Source organism: Kribbella soli (assembly GCF_004331345.1).
Classification (GTDB): domain Bacteria; phylum Actinomycetota; class Actinomycetes; order Propionibacteriales; family Kribbellaceae; genus Kribbella; species Kribbella soli.
This window is the reverse complement of sequence record NZ_SJJZ01000001.1, coordinates 719,547-741,285: the sequence shown is the minus strand read 5'-3', so window position 1 is coordinate 741,285 and position 21,739 is coordinate 719,547. Positions and strand designations below refer to the sequence as shown.

Genomic DNA, 21,739 nt, shown 5'->3' with positions numbered 1-21,739 from the left:
CCATGCAGGTCTTCATCACCGGCGGTACCGGGCTGATCGGCTCGGCCGTCGTTCGCGAGTTGCTCGACAACGGCCACTCCGTGCTTGCGCTCGCCCGTTCCGACTCGTCCGAGGCGGTCCTTCGCGAGGCAGGTGCTGCGACCGTTCGCGGCGGCCTTGTCGACCTGGATGTCCTGCGTACCGGCGCGGCCAAGTCCGACGGCGTGATTCACCTTGCCTTCAGCAACGACTTCAGCAGCCCAGAGGCACTGGCGGCGGGGATCGCCGAGGAAGGCGCCGCGCTCCGGACCTTGGGGGACGAGTTGGTGGGAAGTGATCGTCCGCTCGTCACGGTGTCGGGTACGCCGTGGGTGCCTGGCCGGACGTCTACGGAAGCCGACCCGCTGCCGACCGACGGACCGGTCGGCGGCCGTAGCCGCTCCGTCATGGCGACGCTGGACCTGGCGTCGCGCGGTGTCCGGAGTGCGGCTGTGCGGATGCCGCGCACCGTCCACAATCAGGGTGATGGCGGATTCGCCGGCCTGCTCACGCAGATCGCGCGCCAGACCGGTGTGTCCGGGTATCCCGGTGACGGCACGCAGCGCTGGCCCGCCGTACACGCACTCGATGCAGCGGTCCTGTTCCGGCGGGTGCTGGAGAACGCGCCGGCAGGAACCGCCTGGCATGCAGTGGATGACGAGGGTGACGCCGTACGCGACATCGCTGCGGTCATCGGCCGGCGCCTCGGCCTGCCGGTCGAGTCTGTCCCGGAGGCGACGTACGGTCCGCTCGGCCCGATCTTCGCAACCGACCAGCCGTCCTCCAGCGCCCACACCCGCCAGGCACTCAACTGGCACCCCCAGCACCCGAGCCTGCTCGAGGACCTGGAGAACATCGACTAGTTGCTTACGGCAACGGGGTGCTGGGCCAGAGGCCGCCCAGCCCGCCGGCCAGGAGATCGAAGGCCTGGTTGGCGGCTGCGGCGGCGGCCGGGTATGCGTCGTCGGCACGGGCGCCTGCGAGGGCGCGGTCGTAGTTGGCGATCGAGAGAGTCCACTGGACCGAAACGATCTGGGCGGCGGCCAGGCGGGCGGGGAGTTCGGCGGTGTCCGCGGTCTCGTGCAGGGCCGCCGCCAGTTGAGTCTCGGAAGTCTCGTTGAACTGCAGCATGCGGGCCATCAGCTGCGGTGTGGATCGCAGCAGGTCGTACAGGTGGAGCACTTCCGGCACGTCGGTGAGGCCGGTCATCGGATCCTGTGCATGGAGGGCGTCCAGGTAGTGCTCGCGTAAAGCGGTCAGAGGTGACTGGCCGGCCGGACGGGCGCGCACCACGCGCGCGGGCTCGTCCTCGTGGTCGGCGAACCGGTGGACGACCAGGTCCTCCTTGGTCGGGAAGTACGCGAACAGGGTCCGCCGCGAGACGTCCGCGGCCTCCGCGACCTGAGTGATCGACACCTGGTCGAACCCGTGCTCGATGAACAGCGAGATGGCCGCCTCCGAGATCGCCGCCCGGGTCCGCAGCTTCTTCCGCTCGCGCAACGTCATGAGGCGACTTTAGCACTCAGTGCTACTCTGCACTTAGTCTACTTTTGCACTGAGGGGAGTTCTCATGGACGTGGTGATCGCGGGCGCGGGCCCGACCGGACTGATGCTGGCGTACGAGTTGGCGCTCGCCGGAGTCGACGTGACCGTCCTCGAACGGCTGGACGCGCGGCTCGAGCAAACAAAAGGCGGCGCGCTGCAGGCCCGCACCGCCGAGGTGCTGGACATGCGCGGGCTGCTCGGCCCGATCCAGGCGCGCGAACTGCCGCGCGAGCAGGTCGGCGGGCACTTCGCCGGACTTCCGGTCCCGCTCGACGCATCGCCGTGGAACACCCGGCATCAGTACCCGATCTCCGTGCCGCAGTGGATCGTCGAGGAAGAGCTCGAGTACGCCGCTGTCGGACAAGGAGCCGTCGTACGCCGAGGCGTGGAGGTCAGCGCGGTCGAACAGGACGACGACGGCGTGACTGTCACCGCCGGAGGAGACACAGTGCGGGCGCGGTACCTGGTGGCGTGCGACGGTGCGCACAGTACGGTTCGCAAGCTTCTCGACGTACCGTTCCCCGGCCGACCCGGAACGTTCCGCGCGGTGCTCACCGACGTACGGCTGTCGTCGGCGTCCGATCAGGTGCCGGTGACCGCTGGGCACTTCAGTACGTTGACGAAGCAGGGAGACGACTACTGGGGCATGCTCGTGCCGGTCGGCGAGCGGAAGTACCGGTTCACCTTCGGGCGGGACGGAGTCGCGTCGCCGGATGAGACGCAGGATGCGCTGACCGCTTTGTACGGCGAGGAAACCAGGCTTGCGGAGGTGCTCAACTCGTCGGAGTTCGGTGATGCCACGAGGCAGCTGGAGTCCTACCGGTACGGGCGGATCTTCTTCGCCGGGGATGCGGCGCACATTCATCCACCGTTCGGTGGGCAGGGCCTGAACCTCGGCGTACAGGACGCGTTCAACCTCGGCTGGAAGCTCGCCGCCGCGGTCCATGGCACGGCTGACCTGCTGGACACTTACCAGACCGAGCGGCATCCGATGGCTGCGCGCGTACTGCGCCACACCGCCGCGCAACGGGTCTTCGCCCTCCCGGGCGCGAGTGAGGACGTCGTCGAGCTGCGCGAGATCTTCACGGACCTGATGCGGTTGCCCGACACGAACCGGTACCTCGCCGGCATGATGTCCGGTCTCGACGCACCGAACCGAATCCCCGACCTCGAGCTGATCACCGACGACGGCCCGACCTGGCTCTCCACCCTGCTGTACCCCGGCCGCGCTCTCCTTCTCGACTTCGGCGCCCGCACCTGGCCAACCGCCCGGTCCTCGCGCGTGAACGTCGTACAGGTCAAACCCGACGGCGAACACGACGCTCTCCTGATCCGCCCCGACGGGCTGCTCTGCGCGTCAGGCGAAGCAGCCATCCTTCGGATGATGGACAGCGCGGAGTGAGGGCGGTGTAGTGGTCCTGAAGTCTGCGGGAGGGGGTTTGTGGTGCCACGACCTAAAGCCGTTACTGATGATGCGAGTGCAAAGCAGTTTCTTGATGCCGCCGCTCAGTTGATCGATGCGATGTTCGTGACATCGCCGGAGGAGCGACCGCGGCGGTTGAGTTCGATCGACTTTCCGGCGACCTTGGAGTGGCTGCGGAAGGAGGACGTGGTTCGGCTGGCCCGGGACGGCGGGCAGCCGGGGGTGAGCCGGAAGTCGTTCGACAATCGGTGGGAGTCCAAGGAGGACTTCGTCAACGACGCGGTGATTCACACGATGCTGTACCGCGACGCGCCGAACGCCAATCCGTCCTTGCAGCTGGCCGACATGGCGAGTCTGGTGGAGGCCGACAACGTCGCTCAAGCGATTGCACAATTCTGTGACGCGATGCTTGCGAGTCTGCTGTCGTACCCGCGGTCGTTCCTGCTGCTGCATATCGGGCCCCTGCTGGAGCAGCATCCGAAACTCAAGGCCGCGATCGTCGAGGACATGCTGCAGGCGTTGGCGCCGTGGTACGAGGGCTACGGGCAACTGTTCGCCGCGTTCGGTGTCAGGATGCGACCCGGTTGGACCATCGAGCGCTACGGACTGACCATCCAGTCGATGCTGGACGGGTTCCTGCTGCGCTCGCGCGTACAGGACGAACAGATGGAGGCGTACAGCTCGGACGACGCCAGTCTGTTCGCGGACGCCGTGGTCGCCTTTACGCTCGGCGTCATCGATACCAGCGAAAGCAGCGGCCTGAGCTCACGAGAAGCCCTGAACGCCGGCGTCGGCCAGGGGCCCGGGCGTAGAGAGACCCAGGTCGCTCCCTAAGGCCGTTGACTGAGCTTTACCCCCGCTCGATGCTTGATGTGGCTCGGGGGGAACGAGCCGGGGAGCCATCCGCGGTAGCTGTCAGCCCGGGGGCTGGACCGTTTGGCCGATGGGGATGTTGGTGAGGGCGTAGCCGTACGCGGCGGTGCCGGGGCGGGGCATGCGGGTTTGGTCCAGGAGGTAGAGGATCTCGGTGCTCACGGGCCAGAAGGCTCGGAGGTGTGCGGGGGCGAAGGCGTCTAGTTGGTAGACGGTTGCTGCGGGGTCGAGGGCAGTGCCTCGAGTGACGGTCCAGGTGCCTTCGTGGGTTTCCCTGGTGTTGTCGCCGGTGCCTACCCGGATGATGGAGATGAGGTACGTCGACGGCGCGGCGGGGGTGCCGTAGAGGACGATGCCCAGCTTGACTCGTTGGCAGTCGGCCACGGGGGGATTGTCGATACTGCAGGGGACGTGGTTCTCGAAGTCCGCGGACGCGCGGGCGCCGGCCTGGTTGGTGAGGGGATACCACGGGCCGAAGGTCTGTGGAGCGTCCGGACCTCGGGTGAGGATCAGCGCGACGAGGACGGCGGCGAGAGCGAGTACGCCGACGCCGGTCGTGAGCCTCCAACCCCTGAGCCGCCCAACCACAGGCATGAAATCACTGTAGGGGCCGTGCCCGCTGATGTCTCAGGTTGAGAAACGCGTCAGCTAATCTTGACTCATTCCAGAAACCGCGGAAGACTCTGGAACGTGCCGACGATGGAGGAGCTTCAGGGGCTGTTGCGTGGGGTTTCGCTGCGGGTGACTCGGCCGCGGCTGGCAGTGCTGGCCGCGGTGTACGGGCATCCGCATGCGGATACCGATTCGATTATCGGTGCCGTGCGCAACGAATTGCCCCAGGCGTCGCACCAGGCGGTGTACGACTCGCTGCACACGTTGACAGCGGCGGGCCTGGTGCGGCGGATCCAGCCGTTGGGGTCGGTGGCGCGGTACGAATCGCGCGTGGGTGACAACCATCATCACGTTGTCTGCCGATCGTGCGGTGCCATCGCCGACGTCGACTGTGCGGTCGGGCACGCGCCCTGCCTGACCGCGTCCGACGACCACGGGTTCGTCATCGACGAGGCCGAGGTCATCTATTGGGGCCTGTGCGCGGACTGCGCACGACGTACCTGACTTCCTTTGAAAACGTCCAGTCCTGGAAGGAATCTGATGTCCGAGAACCATGAGCCCCTGCCCGGCGAGGCCACCGCGGAGAGCCGCGGCGAGACCAGCGGCGAGACCGGTGGCTGCCCGGTGAACCACGGTCAGGGCGTGCACCCGACCAGCGGGAACGCCAACCGCGAATGGTGGCCGAACCAGCTGAACCTGAAGATCCTGGCCAAGAACCCGGCCGTCGCGAACCCGCTCGGCGAGGAGTTCGACTACGCCGCGGAGTTCGAGACCCTGGACCTGGCCGCCGTGAAGGCGGACATCGCCGAGGTGCTGACCACCTCTCAGGACTGGTGGCCGGCCGACTTCGGGAACTACGGCCCGCTGATGATCCGGATGGCCTGGCACAGCGCCGGCACGTACCGGATCCACGACGGCCGCGGTGGCGCGGGCGCCGGTCAGCAGCGGTTCGCGCCGCTGAACAGCTGGCCGGACAACGGCAACCTGGACAAGGCTCGCCGGCTGCTGTGGCCGGTGAAGAAGAAGTACGGCCAGAAGATCTCCTGGGCCGACCTGATGGTCCTCACCGGCAACGTCGCGCTGGAGACCATGGGCTTCAAGACCTTCGGGTACGCCGGTGGTCGCGAGGACGTGTGGGAGCCGGAGACCGACGTGTACTGGGGTCCGGAGACCACCTGGCTCGACGACAAGCGGTACTCCGGTGACCGCGACCTCGAGCGTCCGCTCGGTGCGGTCCAGATGGGCCTGATCTACGTGAACCCGGAAGGCCCGAACGGCAACCCGGACCCGATCGCGGCGGCCCGCGACATCCGCGAGACGTTCGGCCGGATGGCGATGAACGACGAGGAGACCGTCGCGCTGATCGCCGGTGGTCACACGTTCGGCAAGACCCACGGCGCCGGCCCGGCGGAGAACGTCGGCGCCGAGCCGGAGGCCGCGTCGATCGAGCAGCAGGGCCTGGGCTGGAAGAGCACGTACAACACCGGCAAGGGCAAGGACGCGATCACCAGCGGCCTCGAGGTCACCTGGACCACGAAGCCGACGCAGTGGTCGAGCGACTTCTTCGACATCCTGTTCGGCCACGAGTGGGAGCTGTCGCAGAGCCCGGCCGGCGCGAACCAGTGGGTCGCGAAGGACGCCGAGGCGATCATCCCGGACGCGTACGACGGCCCGAAGAAGCTGCCGACGATGCTGACCACGGACCTGTCGCTGCGGTTCGACCCGATCTACGAGCCGATCTCGCGACGGTTCAAGGAGGACCCGGACGCGTTCGCGGACGCGTTCGCGCGTGCTTGGTACAAGCTGACCCACCGCGACATGGGCCCGGTCGTCCGGTACCTCGGCTCCGAGGTCCCGAGCGAGGTGCTGATCTGGCAGGACCCGCTGCCGGCCGTGGACCACGAGCTGATCAACGCCGACGACGTGACCGCACTGAAGGCCGCGATCGCAGCGTCCGGTCTGTCGGTGGCGCAGCTGGTCTCGACCGCGTGGGCGTCGGCGTCGACGTTCCGTGGCAGTGACAAGCGCGGTGGCGCCAACGGTGCCCGCATCCGCCTGCAGCCGCAGAGCGGCTGGGAGGTCAACAACCCCGACGAGCTCGCGCAGGTACTGCGGACGCTCGAGGGCATCCAGCAGTCCTTCGCGAAGCCGGTCTCGCTGGCCGACGTGATCGTCCTCGCCGGCGGTGTCGGTGTGGAGGTCGCGGCGAAGAACGCCGGGTACGACGTCGTCGTACCGTTCACGCCCGGCCGCGTGGACGCGACCGCGGAGCAGACCGACGCCGACTCGTTCGCCGCGCTCGAGCCGGTCGCGGACGGGTTCCGCAACTACAACGGCAAGGGCAACCGGCTCCCGGCCGAGTACCTGCTGCTCGACCGCGCGAACCTGCTCAAGCTGAGCGCTCCGGAGCTGACGGTCCTGGTCGGCGGTCTCCGCGTTCTCGGTGCGAACTACGACGGTTCGAAGTACGGCGTACTGACCGAAAACCCCGGCACGCTCACGAACGACTACTTCGTGAACCTGCTCGACCTCGGCACCGAGTGGCACGCCGCCGACGAGAGCGAGGAGACGTTCGAGGCCACCGTCAACGGTGAGGTCAAGTGGACCGGCACCCGCGCCGACCTGGTCTTCGGCTCGAACTCCGAACTCCGCGCCCTCGCCGAGGTCTACGCCAGCGACGACGCCAAGCAGAAGTTCGTCGACGAGTTCGTCACCGCGTGGCACAAGGTCATGGAACTCGACCGCTTCGACCTCCACCGCTGACAAACCTGAACAGGCTCCCCCACAAGGGGGAGTCTGTTCGCATGTCCGCCGACCTATCGGCACCTTTTGCTACCGGCCCGCGCAGGGGTTGGGGAGGATTTCCCTCCCGATTCGGGAAGAAAACCTCCCCAACTCGACCCGACGTCGCGAAACACCAGCCGGAGGGCCGGCCCTCCGGCTGTATGCATGGTCGCGGCCCAGCCTCAAACAGAACCAGGCCCAACGTCAGGCCGAACTCGATGCCAACCGCGCGATTGCGCACGCCTTCTCCGGCCAGGTGCCGTTGGCAACTTCGCGCCGATTGGTGACGTCCGGAGCCGGACACCATCGCGCAAACTTCCCACCACGACAGAACCACAGCCTCGACCGCTGACGACGGCAAGCGGCCCGGAGGCCGGGTGGGACGTCCAGGCCCTCACAATTGCGGCGTGGCGCGCGGGGTGAGCGTGCGCGGGCGTCGTGTGCGGCACTTGTGATGGCCTGGGCGTCCGTATCGACGGCCGGGAAGCGCCGGTGGACAGGGCCTTGCGCTGTACCTTCCCTGTCCGCGTGTGAGTCGAGGGTTTGAGGTACGTTCGCGCCATGGCGAAATACCCCAGGACCCGCGAGCAGCACATCGCGGTTTTCGGAGAGAGCGGCTCCGGGAAGACGGTGCTTGTTTCCTCGTTCTTCGGCCCGACGCAGGAGGGCTCGTATTCGAATGATCTCTGGGACCTCGTCGCAGACGACACCGGCCAGGGCAACCGGCTCTACCAGAACTACCTCGGCATGAGGGACCGCGCGAGGGCGCCGATGCCTACGCGGTTCGAGGCCACGACCTACTACTTCTCGGTGAAGCTCAAGGGCGGGGACAACGCCGCAGCGAAGAAGCGGCCTTTCGATGCCCTGCGACTCGCATGGCACGACTACCCGGGGGAGTGGTTCGAGGAGTCTCCGAGCAGCGAGGAAGAGGCCAATCGCCGTGTCGACACCTTCCGGTCGCTGCTGCGTTCCGATGTCGCGTTCCTGCTGGTGGATGGCCAGAAGTTGCTGGACTACAAGGGCGAGGAGGAGCGGTACCTCAAGTCGCTCCTGACGAACTTCCGCCAGGGCGTGCTGCGACTCAAGGACGACCTGCTGGACGACGAGGACCGCCTGGTCGAGTTCCCGCGCATCTGGATCATGGCTTTGTCCAAGGCGGATCTCTTCCCGGACTGGGACGTCTACTCCTTCCGGGACCTCGTGATCGAGAAGGCCGCCAGTCACCTCGACGACCTGCGCTCGACGCTCAAGGACCTCGTGGACACGCCTGACGCGCTATCGGTGGGCGAGGACTTCATGCTGCTCTCCTCGGCCAAGTTCGAGCTCTCCGCGGCTGGTCGGGAGCCGTTGGAGATTGATGTGACCCAACGGGTCGGGCTCAACCTCATCCTGCCGGTCGCCTCAATACTTCCCCTCGAGCGCCGAGTGCAGTGGAACGAGCGGATGGAGATCCCGAGGCAGGTGCTGGACACCCTGGCGGACGGCGCCGAGACCCTGGCTGCGGTCCTGATGGGCGGGAAGTCTCTTGGTGTCGACAAGCTGGTTGCGATCCTGCCGAAGGTCGGCCCCCTCGCGAGCTTGGCCGCGCTCCCTGTCCTGACTGCAGCGGCCAAGATGGCCGGGTCGCAACTCAGGGAGATCAATGCCCAGGCCCGGGACCACCACGACTTCCTGACCGCGACGCTCACGCAGTTCAAGTTGGACCTGGACCAAGGCGTCAAGGACAAGCTGCTCATCAGGAGTCTCAAGTGAGCCCTGGGAACCCGTTCAAGAACCTCATCTGGGCCACTCGAGGGCGTTCCTGGGGGTTTCGGTTCCTCCTCAACGGAGGGGGGTCCGACCCACTTTTGGACTACGAACGTAGCTTCGCGGGTCTCGAGGACGAGCCGACGACGTGGCGCCGTACAGCCGGGAAGGTCGCTCTGCGCTTTCCCGACCCGTTGGGGCGGAAGGATTCGGCTGGTCGCGTCATCCCGCACGAGTTCGTCGTGTCCGGAGACTTGGCTGATGAGATCGAGTCGGTCGAAGACGGCCTGCATCAGATCTGGCCGCTCGTTGCAGGAGCCTATGCCAGAGTCTGGGATGCCAAGGGTCCACCCTCGGTTGCAGACCTCGAGTCATTTCGTCCCGATCGGTAGACGTTGCCTGTCCACCGCAGTACAGCGGGCCGTACCTTCAGAATGCTTTCATTCTGGTCGGGTGCGTGGCAGGCTGGCTGGGTTTGGACACGGGCGGAAGGGGTCTGGCATGCGGTTTCACCATGATCGGGAGCCGGCGGGAGATCTGACCTTCAGCGACGTGTTTCTGGTGCCCAATCGGTCGAGGGTGGCGTCCCGGCTGGATGTGGACCTGGCGACCGCGGACGGGACCGGTGCGTCGATTCCGGTGGTTGCGGCGAACATGACCGCGGTGTCGGGACGGCGGATGGCCGAGACGATCGCGCGTTGTGGTGGCCTCGCGGTGATTCCGCAGGACATCCCGGTCGACGTGGTCGCCGACGTGGTTGCCTGGATCAAGGAACGGGATCCGGTCCACGACACCGCCCTGACGCTGCCGCCGACCGGGACCGTCGGCGAGGCGCTCAACCTGCTGCCGAAGCGCAACCACGGCGCGGTGATCGTGGTCGACCAGGGCCGGCCGGTCGGCGTGGTGACGGAGGCCGACTGCTCCGGCGTCGACCGGTTCACCCAGCTGGACGCGATCATGTCCCGCGAGCTGCTGACGGTTCCCCACGGCATCGACCCCGAGACGGCGTTCGACCAGCTGCACGACGGCCGGCACCGGCTCGCGCCGGTCGTCGACGCGGACGGCCGGATCGTCGGCATCCTCACCCGCCAGCGCGCTCTCCGCGCCACGCTGTACGAACCGGCCCTCGACGCCGGCGGCAAGCTCCGCGTCGCCGCCGCGATCGGGATCAACGGCGACGCCGAGCAGAAGGCGAAGGCGTTGCTGGACGTCGGCGTGGACGTCCTCGTCATCGACACCGCACACGGTCACCAGGAGCGGATGCTCGAGGTGGTCGAACGGGTTCGGGCTCTTGGCCCGCGGGTGCCGATCGTGGCCGGGAACGTCGTCACCGCCGAAGGTGTCACGGACCTGGTGAACGCCGGCGCGGACATCGTGAAGGTCGGCGTCGGCCCGGGTGCGATGTGCACGACCCGGATGCAGACCGCCGTCGGGCGTCCGCAGTTCTCCGCCGTGCTGGAGTGCGCGACCAGGGCGCGTGAGCTCGGCAAGTACGTCTGGGCGGACGGCGGCGTACGGCATCCGCGTGATGTCGCGCTCGCGCTGGCCGCGGGGGCGTCGAGCGTGATGATCGGGTCCTGGTTCGCCGGTACGTACGAGTCGCCCGGCGATCCGCACCGGGACAGCCAGGGCCGGATCTACAAGGAGAGCTTCGGGATGGCGTCGGCCCGCGCCGTCCGGTCCCGGACCGTCGAGGACTCGCCGTTCCAGCGGGCCCGGAAGAGCATCTTCGAGGAGGGCATCTCGACCGCCCGGATGTACCTGGACCCGGAGAACCCGAGCGTCGAGGACCTGCTGGACTCGATCGTCTCGGGCATCCGTAGCTCCTGCACGTACGTCGGCGCAGCCAACCTGACCGAGTACCACGAGCGCGCCGTCGTCGGACTGCAGACGGCCGCCGGGTACGCCGAGGGCAAGCCGCTCGACACCAGCTGGCTGTAATCGACTGCAGTGCCCTCATCCCCGGGGTGAGGCTCCGAGCCCGGCAAGATCATGCGCCGGGCGATGGTCACGCTGGGCGATCGGTGGCACGGTGTAGGCAACAGGGGGAGGAAGGGCACCGAACCATCCGTCGGGGGGTCGGGGTCACGCCGGGGGCGGCGGGACCGATCGACGCGGGTGCTCAGCAGTCACTGGTGTCCTGCTCATGGTCGTGGGTGGTGCAGAGGTTCGGCCGAGGCTTGGGAGGGCGACTCGGGAGCCTGCAGGCACCACCCACGATCGTCTTTTCACCACATGTCCACTGCATCACTTGGCAAGTCGCTGGGTACAGCGCGATAGTCGAGTGATCGGTACAGCAGAGGTATGTGTGGGGAGCCGACGTTGTGGAGGCAGACAAGGTCGCCCCGCTGAGGGTTGACGCGGAGACCGCGATCATCCTGCGCGAGGCGTACCACAAGATCGAGGCGTTGTTCCGGTCCGACCATTACAGCCTGTACGACTACGTCCGGGTGGTGGCCGGGAAGATCGCGCGCGTCGACGCCTTCTACGTCGGGTTCTTGCAGGGCAGCAGCCGGGTGCGGTTCCCGTACGGGTACGACGACGGTGAGTACGCGAACCCGGACACCCACATCTTCGGGCCGAACGGGCAGACGGCCTGGCTGCTCAAGCACCGGCACACGTACCGGTTCGCCTACGACAACGGTTCCACCCTGCACGCCGGCGTACCGGTGGGGGACCTGCGGCGGCGGTCCGAGGACGCGGTGACCGTGCCGATCTTCCGGCCGGCCAAGGACGGGCCCGATCAGCTGTTCGGGATGCTCTCGATGCAGAGCTACGAATCCGGGTCGTACGACGACAATGCGGTACGGGCGTTCGAGTGGCTGTGCGAGGTGGTCGAGCGCGTACTGACCCGTGAGGGCGAGGACCGGGAGTCGTTGCGCCGGCTGCCCGCGGGGGACGTCGGCCCGAACCTGCTGACGTCCGACCACGTGATGGAGTACCTGACGCACCGGGTCGCCTCGATCCGGGAGATCGCGGCCGAGGCGCTGGACGAGCCGGACGTGAGTACCGCCGTACACACGCATCTGGGGCGGATCGTCGACGCCGCCGAGCACATCCAGTCCGAGCTGATCGAGATGCTGATGGAGACCGACGAGGGCCCTGAGCGCCGGTTCACCAGCCTGACGAAGGCGCAGCAGACCGTCGCCGTCCTGCTGACCGACGGTCTCGACAACGACCAGCTGGCGGCGGAGCTCGGTGTCAGCCTCAACACCGTCAAGACCCACCTCAGCGCGATCCTCCGCAAATACGGCTTCCGGTACCGCTCCCAGGTTGCCGACGACGTCCGCAGATACCTGGCCCGCTAGGCCGCTAAGGTCACCAGCTCCCCGACCTTGGAGCGCGTATGCCCCTCGAGGCACCTGACCTCTCCCGCTACTTCACCCACGGCCGTACCTACCGCGACATCGGTACGACGATCATCGGCGATCCGTACGACTTCCAGCAGACGCTCACCGTCGAGTCGCTCGGTGAGCTGCCGATGCCCAGCGGGCGCTTCGTGGTGTGCGACCCGTCGATGGTCGGGGACTCCGACCTGCCGACGCTGGCCGAGCAGGTGGAGCCAGGGTCCTATCCGGCCTCGGCGGCTCGGCTCACCACGGCGTACACGAGTGATCCGGGGCTCAACTGGTCCGAGATCGCGGCGTTGCGCGTCGAGGTCCGGGACACCCCGGTGGTCGCGTGGGAGGTGGCGATGCTGGACGGGCAGGACCCGGACAAGCAGTACGGCTACCCGGTCGACACGGGCCTCGCGTGCATCGTGGACGCGGCGGCGAACGAGGCGTTCGGGGACGGAGCCTGGGACCGCCTGGCGGGCGCGTGCGACGACTGGAAGGCGGTGCCGGCGGTTGTCACCGATCCGGTGAGCGGGCATGCCATCGCCGTGACGAACTCGGGTGCCGGCGATGGCATGTACCCGTTCTGGCTCGGCCGGGATGCCGAGGGGAAGGTGGTCTGCGTGGTGACCACCTTCATGCACGACATTCAGTAGGAGCGCGCGACGTACGCCGTCAGGTCCGGCTCGTTGTCCTCCACCGGCAGCCCGCCGTCCGGGCGTTGTAGGCAGCGGACCGTGATGCCGGACTCGCCCAGGCGGTCCTCGCCCTGTTCGCCGACGGCGTCGTACGGGATGCGCGCCCACCCGGTGGCTGCGGCGTCAACCGCCTCGTCAACGGTGGACACGGTGGTGATGCGGGCGGTCTGGCGTGCGGTCGCCTCGGCCAGCAGATGTGTCTGGTCCGCCTCGATCGCATTGACGACGTGTGCGGTGAGTTCGGTCAGGTTGACGGCGGTCTTGGCCGAATCGCGGAGGCGTCGTACGACGGTTGCGTTGTTGGCGGCCAGGTCGCGGGGGCCGACCTCAATGCGGATCGGGACGCCCTTCAGCTCCCAGTTCACCGCGCGGCGCCCGAACGGCTGGTCGGCCCGGTCGTCGACGGTGACGCGCAGACCTTCCGCGGTCAGCTCGTCGGCGATGGCGTGAGCCGCGGTGATCGCCTCGTCCTTCACGGCGAGCACGACGACCTGCACCGGCGCGACCGCAGGCGGGACGCGGAGGCCGTTGTCGTCGCCGTGCACCATGATCAGGCCGCCGACCATCCGGGTGCTGCTGCCCCAGGACGTGGTCCACGCGAGCTCACGCCGTCCCTCGCTCGACAGGTATCCGATGTCGAACGCACGCGCGAAGTTCTGCCCGAGCTCGTGCGACGTACCCATCTGCAGGGCCTTGCCGTCACCCGTCATCGCTTCGAGCGTCATCGTGTTCACCGCGCCCGCGAACCGTTCCCGCCGCGTCTTGCGGCCGACCACGACCGGGATCGCGAGGACGTCGACCATGACCTGGCGATAGACGTCGTACAGGATCTTCGTCGCGAAGGCGCGGGCGTCCTCGGCGGAGGCGTGCGCGGTGTGGCCTTCCTGCCAAAGGAATTCGGTGGTGCGCAGGAACAGCCGCGGGCGTAGCTCCCAGCGGACGACGTTCGCCCATTGGTTCAGTAGCAGCGGGAGGTCGCGGTAGCTCTGGATCCATTTCGCCAGATACTCGCCGACAACGGTTTCCGATGTCGGCCGGATGACCGCGGGCTCCTCGAGTTGCTTTCCGCCGGCATGTGTCACGACCGCGAGCTCCGGGCTGAAACCCTCGACGTGCTCGGCCTCGCGCTGCAGGTAGCTCTCCGGAATCAGCAGCGGAAAGTACGCGTTCTGCGCTCCGGTCGCCTTGATCCGGCGATTCATTGCCTCCTGCAACAGTTCCCAGATCCCGTACCCGTACGGTCGCACGACCATGGTCCCCCGCACCGGCCCGTTGTCAGCGAGCTCGGCCTTGGAAATCACGTCCTGGAACCATCGGGGAAAGTCCGTCGCCTGCGCGGCAAGCACGGATCGGGTCGCTGTCATGCCTGCCAGTCTAGGAACGAGATCGTAGGCACTGCCACGCATTTCTAGCCGTACAGGCGGCGGTACTCCTCGGTCGCGCCGTCGTGCAGTGGGATCGGCGCAGTGACGACCAGCGACTGGAGATTCAGGAACTGCGCTCCGACGGCGGACGGCGGGACGAGATGAACCGCCTGGCGAGAAAGCGTTTTCGCGACGCCGCGGGCAACGTCCGCGGACAGCTCCGGACGGCAGAGCAGGAGGTTCGGAATCCCGATCACGCTCACCGGCGCCGTCGCGCCGTACACGCCGGTCGGCACGCGAACGTCCTGGTACACGGCGCCATACGTACGTCGAAGCGCGCCGAGCGAACTGTCCAACGGCAGCAGCCGGATCGGCGTCTGCTTGCTCAGCTTGTCGAGCGTCGCGGTCGGGACGCCGCCGGACCAGAACATCGCGTCGATCGATCCGCTCGCGAGCGCGTCCGCCGCCTGGGCCAGCGGAAGGTGACTGGTGGTCGCGTCGACCTTGGCGGAAACGAGCAACCGCGACGCGGTCAGCGCCGCACCCGATCCTGCTGCCCCCGCCGAGATCGTCGCACCGCCAAGATCTCGTAGCGACTTGTACGAGCTGTCCGCGCGCACCACGCACTGCAAGTAGTTCTCATAAACCCGCCCGATGGCCCGCACGCCTGGACCCGCGGTCACAGCATCCGCGAGGCTCAGCGCCAGATCCGTCTCGCCCTTCGCCAACAGCCTCAAGTTGTCAGCGCTTCCCCCGGTCGACTTCACCTGAGTCTCCCGAGCCACCCCGCTCGCGACCAGTTGCCCCGCCAGCAACTGCGCGAACTCCAGGTAGAACCCACCAGGTTCCCCGGCCGCGATCGTCAGCCGGTCGACAGCAGGCCCACGTCCGGAACACCCGGTCAGCCCCAAAGCGGCGACCAGCAAGGTACGGCGTTTCACGGCACCTCCTGCAGCCGGACGACCGCGGTGAGACCGTGCGGGTCGGTCCTGGTGAGCTCGAGACTGCCGCCCACCGCGAGTGCGGTCTGTTCGGCGATCGCCAGTCCGAGCCCGGTGCCCATCGCCGCCGCGCTGCCTCGCCAGAACCGGTTGGTCGCGGACCGCAGCTCTTCCTCCGACAGTCCCGGGCCGTCATCAGAAACGGTGACGACGACACCCGGATGGGCTGTGAGGGTGACGCGAGCGCCTTGTCCGGCGTACTTGATGGCGTTGTCGAGGAGGGCGCCGAGCAGTTGTCGCAAGTCGTGTTCCGAGGCGGCCGCGATCAGGCCCTCGGTGGTCTCCACGTGGATGGTGATGCCGGCCGCGTCCGCAGCGGGGAGCCAGGTCTCGACGGCATCGTGGATCACCGCGTCCAGGAGGCAGTCCTGAGGTTCAGCAGGTGTGCGGTCGGTGAGGCGGGATTCGAGGGCGGCGAGCGTGAGGAGGTCGGCCAGGACGTCCTCCAGGCGTTCCAGGTCGTGCTGGACGTGGGCGAAACCAGGGCTCGCCGGGTCGCGGAGCTCGGCGGCCAGCCCGTCGATGCGCAGGCGGAGCGACGCGAGCGGATTGCGGAGCTGGTGGGACGAGTCCGCGACCATCTGGCGCTGGACGTCGATCGAGCGCTGGATCGTCGCGCCCATCTCCTCGACCGCGCGGGACAGCCTCCGCAGTTCGGGCGGCCCGCCGGCCTCCAGGGGCTGGTTCCACGTGGCCGACCGGCCGAGCTCGACGACCGAGTCCTCGAGCCGCTTCACCGGGCGGATCACCCAGCGACTCGTCTGCGCGGCCAGGAACAGCAGCAACAGCTCGGCCACGACTGCGGCGGCGCAGATGATCGCCCACAGCCGCCGTACCTGACCGATCGCGGACGACGCGTCGACGGCGAGCACCACCGCGCCCTCCGGCTCGTGCGGGGATCCGACCGGTGTGGCGATCAACGTCCGCGGCGAACTCCAAGGCAGCAAGGGGTCGATCGACAACTGCGGCAGGTCCCGCGCCGCCAGATCGGCCACCTGCCCGACACCCGGCGACGCCTTCGTCAGCCAACCCGTCGACACCATCACCTGCCCCGCCGAGTCCGTCACCAGTACGGACTCGCCGTACAACTCCTGATGCCGCTGCGCCTCCAGTCGCACCCCGCTGTAGTCACCCTCCGCTGCGGACCGCCCAGCCAGCCCTGCGAACCGATCCAGCGCCGCGCTCCGCGTCAACTGCAACCGCTGCGCTTGGGAGTCCGACACCGCCAGCAGGAACGGGATCACCAGCGCAGCCATCAGCACGAGCGACACCAGCGCGAGGACGCTCATCAACCGGGTCCTCATGACTCGAGCCGGTACCCGTAGCCGCGGATCGTCGCGATGAACTGCTTCCCGAGCTTCATCCGCAACTGGTGCAGATGGACGTGCAGCGCCTTCGACTTGGTCAGGTACGCGTCACCCCAGACCTCGTCGAGAATCACCTCCCGGCTCACCGCCGTACCCGCTCGCCGCGCGAGTACGGCGAGCAGGTCGAACTCCAGCGGGGTGAGATGGACCAGCTCGCCCGCCACATGCACCTGCCGCAGCCCGAAGTCGATGCGCAGTCCGCCGGCGTCGTACGTCGTACCGTCCGGAGACGACCTGCGGTACCGCCGCGCCGACGCCTCGATCCGGGCCAGCAGCTCGGGCAGCCGGACCGGTTTGGTCAGGTAGTCGTCCGCGCCCAGCCGCAGCGCGTGGACGACCGACCGCTCGTCGTCACGCGCGGTCAGCACGATGACCACCACGTCGTCGACCCGGCGGAGCTTGCGCAGCACATCCAGCCCGTCGAGGTCAGGGAGGCCCAGGTCGAGCAGTACGACCTGGGCGTCCCCGTGCCGGAGCAGGACATCGGCACCGCGAGTCACGAGTGTGACGTCGTACCCGTTGGCGCTCAGTACGTCTCGCAACGCCCGACCGACGAGCTCGTCGTCCTCGGCGATGAGAGTGCGCATTGGGTCATTGTGCCGTCGGAACGCGCCGCTTGCCGCTCGTGGCCCCGACCGGCCGCTGGCCGGTCTTCGCGTGCAGCGCACGGCCGCGGGTCTCGGCCATGGTCAGGTAGACGATCAGGCTGACCAGCGCACACCCGCTGACGTAGTAGTAGAAGGTCGCCTCGTGCCCGGCGTTCTTGAGCCACAGGGCGACGTACTCCGCCGTACCGCCGAAGATCGCGACCGTGACGCCGTACGGCATCCCGACGCCGAGCGCGCGGATCTGGGTCGGGAACAGCTCGGCCTTCACGATCGCGTTGATCGACGTGTACCCGGTCACCAGGACCAGGCCGGCGAGCATCAGCAGGAACGCGCCCACCACGGTCGCGTGTTCCAGGGCCGTGAGCAACGGAACGGTGAGCAGCGTGGTGCCGATCCCGAAGAAGATCAGCAACGGCCGCCGCCCGATCCGGTCCGACAGCCAGCCACCCAACGGCTGCAGCAGCACGAAAACCAGCAGTGCCAGGAAGTTGATCCAGGTCACCGTCGTCTTCGGCAACCCGGTCGTGTTGACCATGAACTTCTGCAGGTACGTCGTGAACGTGTAGAACGCGACCGTTCCGCCCAGCGTCAGACCGACGACCGTGAGGATCGCGGCCGGATGCTTCGCGAGCTCCCGCATCGACCCCTGCTTGAACCGCCGGTTGGCCGGCTGCGCCTCGAATGCCTCCGACTCGTCCATCGTCCGCCGCAACCAGAACACGATCACCGCGGCGACCGCACCGATCGCGAACGGGATCCGCCAGCCCCACTCGGCCAGCGCCTGCTTCGACAACGTCTGCTGCAGCAGGATCTGTACGGCGAGCGCGACCAGCTGCCCGGACGCGAGCGTCACGTACTGGAAGCTCGAGAAGAAGCCCCGCCGGCCCTCGGTCGCGACCTCGCTCATGTACGTCGCCGACGTACCGTACTCACCGCCGACGGACAGGCCCTGCAGCAGCCGTGCTGTCACCAGCAGCACGGGCGCCGCGAGGCCGATCGTCGCGTGGCCCGGTGTCAGCGCGATCACCAGGGAACCGGTGGCCATCAGGGTCACTGAGAGCGTGAGCGCGGCGCGGCGACCGTAGCGGTCGGCGTACCGGCCTAGCAGGAAGCTGCCGACCGGGCGCATCAGGAACCCGACGGCGAAGACGCCGGCGGTGTTGAGCAGTTGGCTGGTGTCGCTGCCTTTGGGGAAGAAGACCGGCGCGAAGTACAGCGCGAAGGCGGTGTAGACGTACCAGTCGTACCACTCGACCAGATTGCCCAGTGACCCTTTGAAGATGTTGCTGACGACTCGTCGTGTGTCCACGATGCCCTCCAGATGTGAGTTGCCGCCACTCTCCGAGCGAACGGAGAGTGGCGGCAACACCACCTACGGCATCATTACCTCGCCTTAAGTTCAGAGCGTGGCGAGGGCGTCGTTCCAGGTCTTTGACGGGCGCATGATGGCTGCTGCCTTGGCCGGGTCTGGCTGGTAGTAGCCGCCGATGTCGGCCGGGCTGCCCTGGACCGCGATCAGCTCGGCGACGATGGTCTGCTCGTTCGCCGCGAGGGTCTCGGCGAGCGGCGCGAAGGCCTTGGCCAGGTCCGCGTCGTCGGTCTGGGCGGCCAGCTCCTGCGCCCAGTACAGCGACAGGTAGAAGTGGCTGCCGCGGTTGTCGATACCGCCGACGCGACGGGTCGGGGACTTGTCCTCGTTCAGGAACGTGGCGGTCGCCCGGTCCAGGGTGTCGGCCAGAACCTGAGCCCGCGCGTTGCCGGTCGCCTGGGCCAGGTGCTCGAAGCTCGCGGCCAGCGCGAAGAACTCGCCCAGGCTGTCCCAGCGCAGGTAGTTCTCCTTGACCAGCTGCTGCACGTGCTTCGGCGCCGAACCGCCCGCACCGGTCTCGAACAGGCCGCCGCCGGCCATCAACGGGACGACCGACAGCATCTTCGCGCTGGTGCCCAGCTCGAGGATCGGGAACAGGTCGGTCAGGTAGTCACGCAGCACGTTGCCGGTCACCGAGATGGTGTTCTCGCCGCGGCGGATCCGCTCCAGCGAGAACTTGATCGCGTCGACGGGCGCCAGGATCCGGATGTCCAGACCCTCGGTGTCGTGGTCGAACAGGTACTTCTGGACCTTCGTGATGATCTGCGCGTCGTGGGCACGGGTCTCGTCCAGCCAGAACACCGCCGGGTCGCCGGTGGCGCGGGCCCGGTTGACGGCCAGCTTGACCCAGTCCTGGATCGGGGCGTCCTTGGTCTGGCAGGCGCGGAAGATGTCACCGGCCGAGACCGCCTGCTCGAGCACGACGTCGCCGGCCTCGTTCACCAGCCGGACGGTGCCGGTGGTCTGGATCTCGAAGGTCTTGTCGTGCGAGCCGTATTCCTCGGCCTTCTGCGCCATCAGGCCGACGTTCGGCACCGAGCCCATGGTGGCCGGGTCGAACGCGCCGTTCGCGCGGCAGTCGTCGAGGACGACCTGGTAGATGCCGGAGTAGCTGTGGTCCGGCAGTACGGCGAGGGTGTCGTGCTCCTCGCCGTCCGGGCCCCACATGTGCCCCGACGTACGGACCATGGCCGGCATCGACGCGTCGACGATGACGTCGGACGGGACGTGCAGGTTGGTGATGCCCTTGTCCGAGTCGACCATCGCGAGCTTCGGGCCGTCGGCCAGCTCGGCGTCGAAGGAGGCCTTGATCTCGGCGCCCTCCGGCAGGCTCGCGATCCCGTGCAGGATGCCGCCGAGGCCGTCGTTCGGGGTCAGGCCGGCCTTCGCGAGGACGTCGCCGTACTGCGCGAACGTCTTCGGGAAGAAGGCGCGGACGACGTGACCGAAGACGATCGGGTCCGACACCTTCATCATGGTGGCCTTCAGGTGCACCGAGAACAGCACGTCCTCGGCCTTCGCCCGGGCGACCTGGGCGGTCAGGAACTCGCGCAGCGCCGCCACGTGCAGGACGGACGCGTCGACGACCTCGCCCGCCAGGACCGGGATCGACTCGCGCAGCACCGTCGTCGTGCCGTCGTCACCGGCCAGCTCGATCCGCAGCGAGTCCGCGGACTCGATCACGGCCGACTTCTCGGTCGCGCGGAAGTCGTCGTTCTCCATCGTCGCGACGTTGGTCTTCGAGTCGGCGGTCCAGGCGCCCATCCGGTGCGGGTGGGTCTTGGCGTAGTTCTTCACCGAGGCCGGGGCGCGGCGGTCCGAGTTGCCCTCGCGCAGCACCGGGTTCACCGCGGAGCCCTTGACCTTGTCGTAGCGGGCCTGGATCTCCCGCTCCTCGTCGGTCTTCGGCTCGTCCGGGTACTCCGGCAGCGCGTAGCCCTGGGACTGCAGCTCGGCGATCGCGGCCTTCAGCTGCGGGACCGAGGCCGAGACGTTCGGCAACTTGATGATGTTGGCCTCGGCGTGGTGCGTCAGCTCACCGAGCTCCGCGAGCGCGTCGGCGACCCGCTGATCGTCCTTCAGGTGCTCCGGGAAGAGCGCCAGGATCCGGCCGGCCAGTGAGATGTCCCGGGTCTCCACGCCGACACCGGCCTGGCCGGCGTACGCCTGGACGACAGGGAGGAACGAGTACGTGGCGAGCGCCGGAGCCTCGTCGGTGTGGGTGTAGATGATCGTCGAGTCAGTCACGGGCCCACCTTATCCGGCGTACGTCGTACTCCTACGTGGGCCGGATCACGCTCACCCGAGGTCGTCGGGATGCGCCAGCGTGATGCCGGCCGCGATGGTGACCGCGCTGGTGAACGCCAGCGTGTCGATCGGGGAGGATGCCGCCACGGTCGCACCGGACAGCGAGGCGAGGCCCTTGGCGCCGTCCCAGGTGCAGTCCACGAACACCGCCTTGGCCGCCTTGACCTGGGAGAACTCCACGCCGGACAGGTCGCAGCGCCGGAACACGGCACCGGTCAGGTCGGCCGAGACGAAGTCGGCGCTCTGCAGCCGGCAGTCGGTCAGCTCGACCTTGAAGAACTTCGCGAACCGGAACGACGCGAAGTCGAGCACGGTGTCCTGGACCGTGACGTGCTGGAGGTTCGCGCCCGGGCCGGCGAACCCGATCATCCGGGAGCCGGTGATCGCGACCCGGGTCAGGGCGGCGTCGGACCAGCGGGAGTTCGCGAGGTCGCACTGGGCGAGCTCGGTGTCGACCAGGATCAGCTTCTCCAGATCGGACCCGGCCAGCTTGCTCCGGGTGAACCGGCAGCCGCTGATCTCGACGTGCTCGGCCTCCAGATCACTCAGATCCACGTCCTCCAGCCCCAGATCGAGCAACCGCTCCTCGTCCTCGATCTCGTCAGGAAGGCTGGACTCGAGCTCGGCGCGTAGTCGTGGCGCCGCGATCGGGGCGGGTTTCCGGGATGGCATGGCGTCAACCTAGCGGC

General features: G+C 67.9%; 18 protein-coding genes. 9 read left to right on the top strand and 9 right to left on the bottom strand.

Annotated elements, in window-relative coordinates; translation table 11 throughout:
• Positions 1-2 precede the first annotated feature (2 nt).
• Entirely contained in the window at positions 3-881 is an 879-nt protein-coding gene (locus E0H45_RS03695) for an SDR family oxidoreductase (RefSeq protein ID WP_131334853.1), read from the top strand.
• A gap of 4 nt (positions 882-885) precedes the next feature.
• On the opposite strand, the gene E0H45_RS03690 is transcribed toward E0H45_RS03695, so the two are convergent.
• On the bottom strand, positions 886-1,524 hold the full coding sequence (locus tag E0H45_RS03690) for a TetR/AcrR family transcriptional regulator (RefSeq protein ID WP_131334852.1): 639 nt from the start codon (positions 1,522-1,524) through the stop codon (positions 886-888).
• A 64-nt stretch (positions 1,525-1,588) separates the two neighbouring features.
• Here E0H45_RS03690 and E0H45_RS03685 point away from each other — a divergent pair, with 64 nt between their 5' ends.
• Entirely contained in the window at positions 1,589-2,965 is a 1,377-nt protein-coding gene (locus tag E0H45_RS03685) for an FAD-dependent oxidoreductase (RefSeq protein WP_131334851.1), read from the top strand.
• A 120-nt stretch (positions 2,966-3,085) separates the two neighbouring features.
• Positions 3,086-3,820 carry a hypothetical protein gene (locus tag E0H45_RS03680; protein WP_131334850.1) on the top strand — a complete coding sequence of 245 codons (735 nt, stop codon included), beginning with the start codon at positions 3,086-3,088 and terminating at the stop codon, positions 3,818-3,820.
• Positions 3,821-3,901: 81 nt separating this feature from the next.
• Here the strand turns inward: E0H45_RS03680 and E0H45_RS03675 are convergent, their stop codons facing one another.
• A complete protein-coding gene (locus E0H45_RS03675) occupies positions 3,902-4,453 on the bottom strand; it encodes a hypothetical protein (RefSeq protein ID WP_131334849.1) in 552 nt (183 codons plus the stop codon).
• A gap of 105 nt (positions 4,454-4,558) precedes the next feature.
• On the opposite strand from E0H45_RS03675, the gene E0H45_RS03670 reads away from it, so the two are divergent.
• The 6 genes from E0H45_RS03670 (at position 4,559) to E0H45_RS03640 (ending at position 12,992) form a co-directional block, all read left to right on the top strand.
• Positions 4,559-4,975, top strand: a complete 417-nt coding sequence (locus E0H45_RS03670) for a Fur family transcriptional regulator (protein ID WP_131334848.1) — start codon at positions 4,559-4,561, stop codon at positions 4,973-4,975.
• A gap of 36 nt (positions 4,976-5,011) precedes the next feature.
• Complete coding sequence (gene katG / locus E0H45_RS03665; protein WP_131334847.1) at positions 5,012-7,234, top strand: catalase/peroxidase HPI; 2,223 nt, start codon at positions 5,012-5,014, stop codon at positions 7,232-7,234.
• Between the two features lie 582 nt (positions 7,235-7,816).
• Positions 7,817-9,007 carry a TRAFAC clade GTPase domain-containing protein gene (locus E0H45_RS03660; protein WP_131334846.1) on the top strand — a complete coding sequence of 397 codons (1,191 nt, stop codon included), beginning with the start codon at positions 7,817-7,819 and terminating at the stop codon, positions 9,005-9,007.
• A gap of 495 nt (positions 9,008-9,502) precedes the next feature.
• Positions 9,503-10,942 carry a GuaB1 family IMP dehydrogenase-related protein gene (locus tag E0H45_RS03650; RefSeq protein ID WP_131334844.1) on the top strand — a complete coding sequence of 480 codons (1,440 nt, stop codon included), beginning with the start codon at positions 9,503-9,505 and terminating at the stop codon, positions 10,940-10,942.
• A 383-nt stretch (positions 10,943-11,325) separates the two neighbouring features.
• Positions 11,326-12,309, top strand: coding sequence for a helix-turn-helix transcriptional regulator (locus tag E0H45_RS03645; protein ID WP_131334843.1), 984 nt, complete (start codon positions 11,326-11,328; stop codon positions 12,307-12,309).
• A gap of 38 nt (positions 12,310-12,347) precedes the next feature.
• Complete coding sequence (locus E0H45_RS03640) at positions 12,348-12,992, top strand: DUF4241 domain-containing protein (protein WP_131334842.1); 645 nt, start codon at positions 12,348-12,350, stop codon at positions 12,990-12,992.
• Here the strand turns inward: E0H45_RS03640 and proS are convergent.
• From proS to E0H45_RS03605, 7 genes are all read right to left on the bottom strand, one after another.
• Positions 12,986-14,398, bottom strand: a complete 1,413-nt coding sequence (proS, locus tag E0H45_RS03635) for a proline--tRNA ligase (protein ID WP_131334841.1) — start codon at positions 14,396-14,398, stop codon at positions 12,986-12,988. The two genes, E0H45_RS03640 and proS, sit on opposite strands and share 7 nt — an antisense overlap.
• A gap of 44 nt (positions 14,399-14,442) precedes the next feature.
• On the bottom strand, positions 14,443-15,339 hold the full coding sequence (locus tag E0H45_RS03630; RefSeq protein ID WP_131334840.1) for a TAXI family TRAP transporter solute-binding subunit: 897 nt from the start codon (positions 15,337-15,339) through the stop codon (positions 14,443-14,445).
• Entirely contained in the window at positions 15,336-16,688 is a 1,353-nt protein-coding gene (locus E0H45_RS03625) for a sensor histidine kinase (protein ID WP_165546349.1), read from the bottom strand. The genes E0H45_RS03630 and E0H45_RS03625 overlap by 4 nt, the downstream gene beginning before the upstream one ends.
• Positions 16,689-16,699: 11 nt before the next feature.
• Positions 16,700-17,353: a response regulator transcription factor gene (locus tag E0H45_RS03620; RefSeq protein WP_131334838.1), complete on the bottom strand. Its 654-nt coding sequence runs from the start codon at positions 17,351-17,353 to the stop codon at positions 16,700-16,702.
• Between the two features lie 4 nt (positions 17,354-17,357).
• Entirely contained in the window at positions 17,358-18,683 is a 1,326-nt protein-coding gene (locus E0H45_RS03615; RefSeq protein WP_238154780.1) for an MFS transporter, read from the bottom strand.
• Between the two features lie 90 nt (positions 18,684-18,773).
• Positions 18,774-20,990, bottom strand: coding sequence for an NADP-dependent isocitrate dehydrogenase (locus E0H45_RS03610; protein ID WP_131334837.1), 2,217 nt, complete (start codon positions 20,988-20,990; stop codon positions 18,774-18,776).
• A gap of 51 nt (positions 20,991-21,041) precedes the next feature.
• Positions 21,042-21,722, bottom strand: a complete 681-nt coding sequence (locus tag E0H45_RS03605; RefSeq protein WP_131334836.1) for a pentapeptide repeat-containing protein — start codon at positions 21,720-21,722, stop codon at positions 21,042-21,044.
• Between the last annotated feature and the right edge of the window lie 17 nt (positions 21,723-21,739).